Source organism: Pseudomonas sp. SDT291_1_S447 (genome assembly GCF_054070155.1).
Map to the genome: position 1 here is coordinate 26,479 of NZ_JBSVXS010000057.1, position 9,216 is coordinate 35,694.

Consider the following 9,216-nt stretch of genomic DNA (forward strand, 5'->3'; position numbering starts at 1 on the left):
CGTCCCGTTCAGGGTTGATTCGTAAGTTCTGCTTTATAAAGTACCTGCGATTGAGCGTCTAGTTGCTCGGGGGCTGCTTTGCTAACGTGCGGTCTCCCTGTCAACGGATGGAAACGCCATATGAATCAACCGACAAGCTCCGAAGCCTTGCTCATCAGCCGCCGCAAGCTGTCGCCACGTGCCACGCCGTATGTGTTCGCGTTGTACATGGCGACGATCATGGCGTTTCTGATGTCGCTGGTGATCACCGCCGCCAACTCGGGCATTGATAACGACTACCTGAGTAATGCCTTGCACGCCTACAAGCTGGCGATGCCCGTGGCGTTTTTGTGCATCCTCGTCGTGCGGCCGATTGTGGTGAAACTGGTGGCGTGGACGGTGCATCCGCATCGTTGAAAGGCCCCGTCTCAGCAGTGACTGTTCTGGCGCCTTCGCGAGCGGCCTCACCGTCGATCGACAAGTCTTGTGGGGGACTCAAAAAAACAAACAAGGATTGGCCCGAGGAAATCAATCGAAACTTCGCCAACAACCCGACTGTCCAGACCCTTACACCTCTTGGCAGATGTTCTGCCGGGACAGCTCCATACAGCGGAGAAAGACGAGGATCGAGATGACGATGACAGTGGGGGATTTTCTGGTTGAACGGCTCAGCGAGTGGGGCGTTACGCGGATTTTTGGCTATCCGGGGGATGGCATCAACGGCGTGTTCGGCGCGCTCAGCCGGGCCAAGGGAAAGATCGAATTCGTCCAGGCACGGCATGAGGAAATGGCCGCGTTCATGGCCTCGGCGCATGCCAAGTTCACCGGTGAGTTGGGTGTGTGCATCGCCACTTCCGGGCCAGGTGCCTCGCACCTGATCACCGGCCTCTACGACGCACGTATGGACCATATGCCGGTGTTGGCCATCGTCGGCCAGCAGGCGCGCACGGCGCTCGGCAGTCACTATCAGCAAGAGCTTGATCTGGTGTCGATGTTCAAGGACGTCGCCGGGGCATTTGTGCAGCAAGCATCCGCGCCTTCGCAGGTGCGGCATTTGCTCGATCGGGCAGTGCGCACGGCCGTGGGCGAACGTCGGGTAACCGCGCTCATTCTGCCCAACGATTTGCAGGAGCTGAAATACCAAGCACCGGCGCGCGCCCATGGCACTGCGCATTCCGGGGTCGGTTATGCGAAACCCAAAGTGCTGCCTTATGACGTCGATCTGCAGCGTGCCGCCGACGTTTTGAACGCGGGCGAAAAGGTCGCGATTCTGGTCGGCGCCGGGGCATTGCAAGCGACTGATGAAGTCATCGCGGTGGCGGAAAAACTCGGCGCCGGCGTCGCCAAGGCGCTGTTGGGCAAAGCCGTGTTGCCGGACGATTTGCCTTGGGTCACCGGCAGCATCGGCCTGCTCGGCACCGAGCCGAGCTACAAACTGATGAGCGAATGCGACACCTTGTTGATGATCGGTTCGGGTTTCCCGTACTCGGAGTTCCTGCCCAAGGAAGGTCAGGCCCGTGGCGTGCAGATCGATTTGCAACCCGACATGCTCAGCCTGCGCTATCCGATGGAAGTCAATCTGGTCGGCGATTCGGCGGAAACCCTAGCCGCGTTATTACCACTGCTCGAACAGAAAACCTCCAGCAAGTGGCGCAAGAAAGTCGAAGGCTGGCGCGGTAGCTGGGAGAAAACCCTGGAAAGACGTGCGATGGCCAAAGCCGACCCGGTCAACCCGCAAAGGGTGGTGTATGAGCTGTCGCCGCGCCTGCCCGATGAGGCAATCATCACCAGCGACTCCGGCTCGTGCGCCAACTGGTTTGCCCGTGATCTGAAAATCCGCCGTGGCATGCAGTGCTCATTGTCCGGCGGACTTGCGTCCATGGGCGCTGCGGTGCCTTACGCGATTGCCGCCAAGTTCGCCTATCCCGAACGTGCAGTCATCGCGCTGGTGGGCGACGGTGCGATGCAGATGAACAACATGGCCGAACTGATTACCGTCGCCAAGTATTGGCGGCAATGGGCGAGTCCGAAATGGATCTGCGCGGTGTTCAACAACGAGGACCTTAATCAGGTCACTTGGGAACAGCGGGTGATGGAGGGCGATCCGAAGTTCGAAGCTTCGCAAAGTATTCCGGACGTGCCTTATCACTTGTTTGCCATTTCCATTGGCCTGAAAGGCATTTTTGTCGATCGCGAAGAAGACGTCGCCGCTGCCTGGGAAAAGGCACTGGCCTCGGAGGTGCCGGTGGTGATCGAGTTCAAGACCGACCCGAACGTGCCGCCGTTACCGCCGCACATCAAGCTTGAGCAGGCGAAGAAATTCGCCACGACATTGCTCAAGGGCGATCCGGATGAGGCGGGGGTGATCGTGCAGACTGCGAAACAGGTGCTGGGAGCGGTGTTGCCCGGCAAAAAGTAACCGGTAAATCGACAGACAACTGTAGGAGCTGCCGGAGGCTGCGATCTTTTGATCTTGATCTTTAAAAACAAAATCAAAAGATCGTAGCCTTCGGCAGCTCCTACAGGTCAGGAGGTGGACTTTTGATTTATGTGGGCTGTGCAGGCTGGAGTCTGGGGCGCGAGTATTGGCCGGCATTTCCGGTGGAAGGCTCGCACTTGCAGCGCTATGCCGCGCGCCTCAACTGCGTGGAAATTAACAGCTCGTTCTATCGTCCGCATCGTCTGCAAACCTATGAGCGTTGGGCCGACGGTGTACCGGAGGCCTTTCGCTTTTCGGTGAAAATGCCCAAACACATCACCCATGAATTACGCCTGGCGGGTTGCGAGGCGGCGATGGACAAGTTTCTCACTGAATGCGGCGGGTTGGGCGAGCGCCTCGGTTGCTTGCTTGTGCAATTACCGCCATCACTGGCGTACAACGAAGCCATCGCCGAAGCCTTTCTCACGACGTTGCGCGAACGGTTCTCCGGCGCAGTGGTGCTCGAGCCAAGGCATGAATCGTGGGTCAGCGCCGAGTCGATGTTAATGACTCATCAGATCGCACGAGCAGCAGTCGATCCTTCGCGCATCAGTCGTGATGTTTCGCCAAGCGGCTGGACGAGAACTCAGTATTGGCGCCTGCATGGCTCACCACGCATTTACCACAGCACCTACGATTCAACTTATCTGCTAGACCTCACACAAGCTCTGCAATCGGCGGCCGCAGAAGGTGCTGCGACCTGGTGCATATTCGACAACACCGCCAGCGGCGCAGCGCTGGGCAACGCCTTGACGCTGGCCACACTGACGGCCGATTGGGAGCAGATATGTGCGGCCGTGAAACTCAACCCGGCGAAGAAGCCCTCACCCTAGCCCTCTCCCAGAGGGAGAGGGGACTGACCGAGGTGTTTGTGCAAATGACGCCGACTTGAAAGACCGAGTTGAACGCAAGATCTGAAAAGCGCACAAATCGACTCCCTTTCCCCCTCACCCCGTGGGGAGAGGGGACTGACCGAGGTGTTTGTGCAAGTTGCGCCGACTTGAAATACCGAGTTGAACGCAAGATTTGAAAAGCACACAAATCGGCTCCCTTTCCCCCTCGCCCCCTGGGGGGAGAGGGCTGGGGTGAGGGGGCAGATCCAACAGACTGTCGCGATCGCCTTCAATACCACTAATTACCATCGGCCACTTTGCGTTCGATCTCATCGATCTTGCGCTGCAGCGTCTCGGCGTCCTGCTCCTTCACTCTTGTGGACGAGGGCGTGATGACCTTATCCACGGCTTCGGTTTCATCGTCCCGGTCTTGAAGATCGCGCTCGACTACGTTCACCGGTTTGCCGGACGTATCGGTTGGCGGGGCGTTCGGGGTTTTATCGTTGCTGTTCATGTTGGTGACCTCCAGTGGTGTAAACATTGGAGGCGGGCAGTGCGGTAGGCGTTCGATATTTTTGCCGGGTTGTGCCGAATGGCGCCCTCCCGCGATGGAGAGGGCGCGCACGGTGTTCAATCCTTGAGAATGTCGCGATCCTTGGTTTCCGGCAGGAAGAACGTACCCAGTATCGCCGTCATCACCGCAATCACGATCGGGTACCACAAGCCGTAATAAATATCTCCGGTCGCGGCAACCATGGCGAACGCCACCGTCGGCAGGAAACCGCCGAACCAGCCGTTGCCGATGTGATAGGGCAGCGACATCGAGGTGTAGCGGATACGGGTCGGGAACAGCTCGACCAGCCACGCCGCAATCGGGCCGTAGACCATGGTTACGTAGATCACCAGCACGGTGAGCAGGAGCAGGACCATCGGGTAGTTGGTTTTCGCCGGATCGGCTTTCTCCGGATAACCGGCCTCCTTGAGCGCGGTGCCGAGGGTGGCGGTGAACGCATCGTTGCGGGTCTTGAAGTCGGCGGCTGGCAGCGCACTGCCTTCGAAGCTCTCGACGACTTTGTCGCCGATGCGCACTTGCGCGACGGTGCCGGGTTCGGCAATCACGTTTTCATACGGGATCGCCCGCTTCGCCAGCAGGGTCTTGGCCAGGTCGCAGGAACTGGTGAATTTGGCCTTGCCCACCGGGTCGAACTGGAACGAACACTGGTCGGGGTTGGCGATGACTTTGACCGGGTTCTTCTCCTGGGCGATGAACACATCGGGGTTACCGTACTGGGTCAGCGCGTGGAAGATCGGGAAGTAGGTCAGCGCCGCCAGAATGCAGCCGACCATGATGATCGGCTTGCGCCCGATCCGGTCGGAGAGACTGCCGAAAATCACGAAGAACGGCGTGCCGATGAGCAGTGAGCCGGCGATCAGCAGGTTGGCGGTTTGCGGGTCGATCTTCAGCGTTTGCAGCAGGAAAAACAGCGCATAGAACTGCCCGGTGTACCAGACCACCGCTTGCCCGGCCGTACCGCCAAGCAGTGACATGATCACCACTTTGAGATTGTCCCAGCGCGCAAAGGATTCGGTCAGCGGCGCTTTCGACGCCTTGCCTTCAGCCTTCATTTTCTGGAACACCGGCGACTCGCTCAGTTGCAGGCGGATGTACACCGAGACGATCAGCAGCAGGATCGACAGCAGAAACGGAATCCGCCAGCCCCACGCTTCGAAGGCTTCAGTGCCCAGCGCCGTGCGGCAAGCGAGGATCACCAACAGCGACAGAAACAGGCCGAGCGTCGCGGTGGTTTGAATCCACGAGGTGAAGAAACCACGCCTGTTGCGTGGCGCATGCTCAGCCACATACGTCGCTGCGCCGCCATACTCACCACCCAGCGCCAGACCTTGCAGCAAGCGCAGGGTAATCAGAATGACCGGTGCGGCGACGCCGATGGTTGCGTAGCCGGGCAAAATACCGACAATCGCTGTCGAGACACCCATGATGACGATGGTGATGAGGAACGTGTGTTTGCGTCCGATCATGTCACCGAGCCGGCCGAACACGATCGCCCCGAACGGCCGCACCGCGAACCCGGCGGCAAAGGCGAGCAGGGCAAAAATGAACGCGGTGGTTTCGTTGACGCCGGCGAAGAAGTGCTTGGCGATGATCGCCGCCAGTGAGCCGTACAGGTAAAAGTCGTACCACTCGAAAACCGTGCCCAGGGAAGACGCGAAGATGACCTTGCGTTCCTCCTTGGTGATGCCGCCGCTGCGCGGTGGACTGCCGGTGGATGCTGTGTCGATTGTGGCCATGGGTGTTCTCCGTCGTGCTTATTGTTGAAGGCCGGAGTCCCCCGTTACCGCTTATCGCACTCTGGCCTTGTGGCGTATGCCGCAACTGCTCTCGCGTGAAACTTGCACAGTCTGACTGCCTCGCATGGCTGCAAGGTTTCCTGAAGCATAATCAGCTTTTGCCAGATATCCACCCGCCGGCCCGCGCATCAGGCTTTGACCCAGCGCTGACGACTCCACGCACTCAGCCAGTCGACCACAAACACCAGCACCAGCATTGCCAGAATCACCGTACTGGCTTGCGCTTCCTGAAACAGGCTGAGGCTCACATAAAGCATCTGCCCAAGCCCGCCGGCGCCGACAAATCCCAGCACGCTGGCCATGCGAATATTGTTTTCCCAACGATACAGAATGTAGGCGAGCAGTTGCGGCGCCAGGTTCGGCAGTGTGCCGTAGCAGAACGCAAGGATTGGATTGCCGCCCTGCAATCGAATCGCTTCGGCCGGTTGCGGCGGCGTATTTTCCAGTGCTTCGGCGAACAATCGGCCGAGCACGCCGGTGGTGTGCAGAGCGAGGGCGAGGGTGCCGGCGTTCGGGCCAAGGCCGGCGGCAAGTACCATCAGCGCGGCCCAGACCAGTTCCGGAATCGCCCGCAAGGCATTGAGCAGCAGGCGCGAGGCGCTTTGCAGCGGCCAGCCGAAACGCCCGGCGGCAGGCAACGCAAGGACGATGCCGAACACCGCCGCGAGTAGCGTGCCGAGGGCCGACATCGCCAACGTTTCCAACGAGCCGTGGAAAATTGCCTTGAGGTAATCCGCGCTCAGATCCGGGCTCAGAAAGCGCTGCACATATGCGCCCATCTGCTTGAGGCTGGTGGCGCTGCCCAGTTCGCCGAGATCGAGCCCCAGATAAACGAAGGAGGCGATGACCGCCAACGCAATGGCCGCGATCAGCAGCAGGTTGAGCAGGCGATTCATGTCAGCCTCCAGCGCAGCAAGCGGCTGAGTTGGTCGGCGACCAATACCAGAATCAGGAAGCACAGCAGAATACTGGCGACTTCACCGCCGGCGAACATGCGGATCGACAGGTCAATCTGCTGACCCAACCCTCCGGCGCCAACAAACCCCATCACCACGGATGCGCGGATCGCGCACTCCCAGCGATAGACCGTATACGACAGCAGTTCCGACGCCACATTGGGCAACGTGCCGTAAGCAAACGCTGCCAGTCGGCCGCTGCCGGCCTGCAACAATGCATGCGCCGGGCGCTGGTCAGTCGACTCGAAAATCTCCGCGTAGACCTTGCCGAGCATGCCGCTGTAAGTAATGGCAATCGCCAGTACGCCCGCCGCCGGACCCAGTCCAACAGCGCGGACAAACAACAGCGCCCAGACGATTTCCGGCACGCTGCGCAAAAAGATCAGCAAACCGCGCACCGGCCAGCGCAACAGGCGCCCCAAGCGGCTTGGCACGCCACCGCGCGAGGCGGCGGACAGCGACAGCGCGCGGCTGGCAATCAGCCCTGCGGGTATCGCCAACAACAGCGCCAATGCCATGCCGGCGGTGGCGATGGCCAAGGTTTGCAGGGTGGCTTTGAGCAGCAGTTGGAGAAACCCTTCGTCATGCGCCGGTGGCCAGAACTGCGCGACAAAACGGCCCATTTCATTCTGGCTGTCGGGCAGCAGCACGCCCAGATTCAACTCGCTGAGCTGAACGCCCGGCCACAGCAAGGCAATCGCCAGCAACGTCAGCAGCAATCGCGGCCACGCCGCCGGATCCCGTGAATCGCCATTCAGCATCGTGGAATCTGCACAGTCAAAGGCGCCACTGCAGCGGTCGGCGATTGCAGTTTTTCATTGGCGTACAGCGCATCGAGCATTTCCGGGGTGACGCGATCAGAAGGGCTGTCGAACAGAATCTGCCCGTCGCGCAAACCGATGATCCGAGGGAAGTGCGACAACGCCAGATCCACCGCATGCAGGCTCGCCACCAGCGTGACGTTATGTTCGCGGGCGTGCCGCGAGAGGATCGACAGCGTGTGCCCGGCCATCACCGGGTCCATCGCCGACACCGGCTCATCGGCCAGCAGAATTTCCGGCGCCTGATACAACACGCGAGCGATGCCAACACGTTGCAGCTGACCGCCAGACAGTTGCTGACAATGGGCGAACAATTTGTCGCCCAGATCCAGCCGCGCCAACGCCGCGCGCGCACCGGCCACATCCAGCGGATGCAACAAATTCAAAAGACTTTTGCCCAGGCTCCACTGGCCGAGCTTGCCGGCCAGTACCGCCGTCACCACACGCTGACGTGGGGGCAACGGCGGTGCCTGATGCACCAGACCGATTCGCGCACGCAGGCGTTGGCGTTGGCGGGCGGACAAGTGCCAGGCGCGTTCACCCAACACTTCAATTTCACCGCTGCTGGGCCGCAACGCGGTAGCCAGCAGGTTGAGCAAACTCGATTTACCGGCCCCGGACGGGCCAATGATCGCGACCTGTTCGCCGACGCCAATCTGCAAATCGACACCGCGCAGGGCGTCGACGCCATTGGCGTGGCGCAGGCTGCCCTGGTTGAGGCTCAGGGTCATTTCAGCAGTTCGGCAGCGCGGGCGGCTTCCTCGATGCCCTTGTAGTTCTCAGGCTTGGTCTCGATAAAACGGCTGGCGGCCTGCAGATCCAGAATCTTTTTCTGCTCCGGGTTGGCCGGGTCCAGATCGAGGAACGCTTTTTTGATCTTCGCCGCCAGAGCTGGGTCGAGGGTGCCGCGCACGGTCCAGTTGTAATCGAAGTAGGTCGGCGTGGTGGCGAAGACTTTGACCTTGTTGGTGTCGACCTTGCCGGCATCGACCAGTTTCTGCCAGACGCTGGCGTTCAGTACACCGGCGTCAACCTTGCCAGCCTGCACCCAGGCCACGGTGGCATCGTGCGCGCCGGAGTAGGCGACGCGGCTGAAATAACCCTCAGGCTTGATGCCGTCGTTTTTCAGCATGAAGTAACGCGGCATCAGGCTGCCGGAGGTGGACGACACCGAACCGAAAGCGAAGGTCTTGCCCTTCAGATCCGCCAGGCTCTTCACGTTCGGGTCAGCAGTGATGAATTTGCTGGTGAACTGCGCGTCCTGTTCACGTTGCACCAACGGAATGACCGGCGTGGTCGCGTCGGTCTTCAAGCGCGCCTGCACAAACGTGAAGCCGCCGAGCCAGGCCATGTCGAGGCGATCGGTCGCGAGCGCTTCAACCACTGCCGGGTAATCGGCCACCGGCACGAATTGCACCTTCATGCCCAGTTGCTGTTCCAGATAAGCGCCCAGCGGTTCGAACTTGCGCAGCAACTCGGTCGGGGCTTCATCGGGAATCGCGCTGACGCGCAACACGTCAGCGGCTTGCACCATCAAGTTAGTAAAGGACAGGGCCAGGCCGGCGGTCAGTGCCAGGGTGCGTTTGAGCATGGAATTCTCCGTTTCGTAAGCGTCAAAAGGCGATAGGCCGCCGCTGCAGGATCAACGCGGGGCGCAAAGTCAGGGTAGACGAAACGGCGAGGTTATACGCATTCGAGGCGGCAAAGGCCAGCATTGGAGCTTTACGATGTTTTACGCCCTGTCCCTGTAGGCGTTGCGGCACGCTGCGATCTGTTGA

Annotated in this window: 9 protein-coding genes; 3 read left to right on the forward strand and 6 right to left on the reverse strand. The window is 60.2% G+C overall.

Going from position 1 to position 9,216, the window contains the following annotated elements; all coding sequences use genetic code 11:
* Positions 1-120 precede the first annotated feature (120 nt).
* The 3 genes from ACW9IR_RS17895 (at position 121) to ACW9IR_RS17905 (ending at position 3,291) form a co-directional block, all read left to right on the forward strand.
* Positions 121-396, forward strand: a complete 276-nt coding sequence (locus ACW9IR_RS17895; RefSeq protein WP_095118600.1) for a DUF2798 domain-containing protein — start codon at positions 121-123, stop codon at positions 394-396.
* A gap of 214 nt (positions 397-610) precedes the next feature.
* On the forward strand, positions 611-2,398 hold the full coding sequence (locus ACW9IR_RS17900) for a thiamine pyrophosphate-requiring protein (RefSeq protein WP_102898991.1): 1,788 nt from the start codon (positions 611-613) through the stop codon (positions 2,396-2,398).
* A gap of 122 nt (positions 2,399-2,520) precedes the next feature.
* Positions 2,521-3,291 carry a DUF72 domain-containing protein gene (locus tag ACW9IR_RS17905; protein ID WP_457464460.1) on the forward strand — a complete coding sequence of 257 codons (771 nt, stop codon included), beginning with the start codon at positions 2,521-2,523 and terminating at the stop codon, positions 3,289-3,291.
* Positions 3,292-3,589: 298 nt separating this feature from the next.
* Here the strand turns inward: ACW9IR_RS17905 and ACW9IR_RS17910 are convergent, their stop codons facing one another.
* The 6 genes from ACW9IR_RS17910 to ACW9IR_RS17935 form a co-directional block, all read right to left on the reverse strand.
* Positions 3,590-3,805 (reverse strand): hypothetical protein, encoded by a 216-nt coding sequence (locus ACW9IR_RS17910; RefSeq protein WP_102899366.1) that lies wholly within the window; start codon positions 3,803-3,805, stop codon positions 3,590-3,592.
* A gap of 116 nt (positions 3,806-3,921) precedes the next feature.
* Positions 3,922-5,601 (reverse strand): MFS transporter, encoded by a 1,680-nt coding sequence (locus ACW9IR_RS17915; protein ID WP_150708481.1) that lies wholly within the window; start codon positions 5,599-5,601, stop codon positions 3,922-3,924.
* Positions 5,602-5,789: 188 nt separating this feature from the next.
* Complete coding sequence (gene phnE / locus ACW9IR_RS17920; RefSeq protein WP_095118605.1) at positions 5,790-6,557, reverse strand: phosphonate ABC transporter, permease protein PhnE; 768 nt, start codon at positions 6,555-6,557, stop codon at positions 5,790-5,792.
* Positions 6,554-7,378, reverse strand: a complete 825-nt coding sequence (locus ACW9IR_RS17925) for a PhnE/PtxC family ABC transporter permease (RefSeq protein ID WP_457464463.1) — start codon at positions 7,376-7,378, stop codon at positions 6,554-6,556. The genes phnE and ACW9IR_RS17925 overlap by 4 nt, the downstream gene beginning before the upstream one ends.
* Positions 7,372-8,169, reverse strand: a complete 798-nt coding sequence (locus tag ACW9IR_RS17930) for a phosphonate ABC transporter ATP-binding protein (protein ID WP_186615688.1) — start codon at positions 8,167-8,169, stop codon at positions 7,372-7,374. Before ACW9IR_RS17930 ends, ACW9IR_RS17925 begins: the two co-directional genes overlap by 7 nt.
* Positions 8,166-9,029: a putative selenate ABC transporter substrate-binding protein gene (locus ACW9IR_RS17935; protein WP_102898986.1), complete on the reverse strand. Its 864-nt coding sequence runs from the start codon at positions 9,027-9,029 to the stop codon at positions 8,166-8,168. The genes ACW9IR_RS17930 and ACW9IR_RS17935 overlap by 4 nt, the downstream gene beginning before the upstream one ends.
* Between the last annotated feature and the right edge of the window lie 187 nt (positions 9,030-9,216).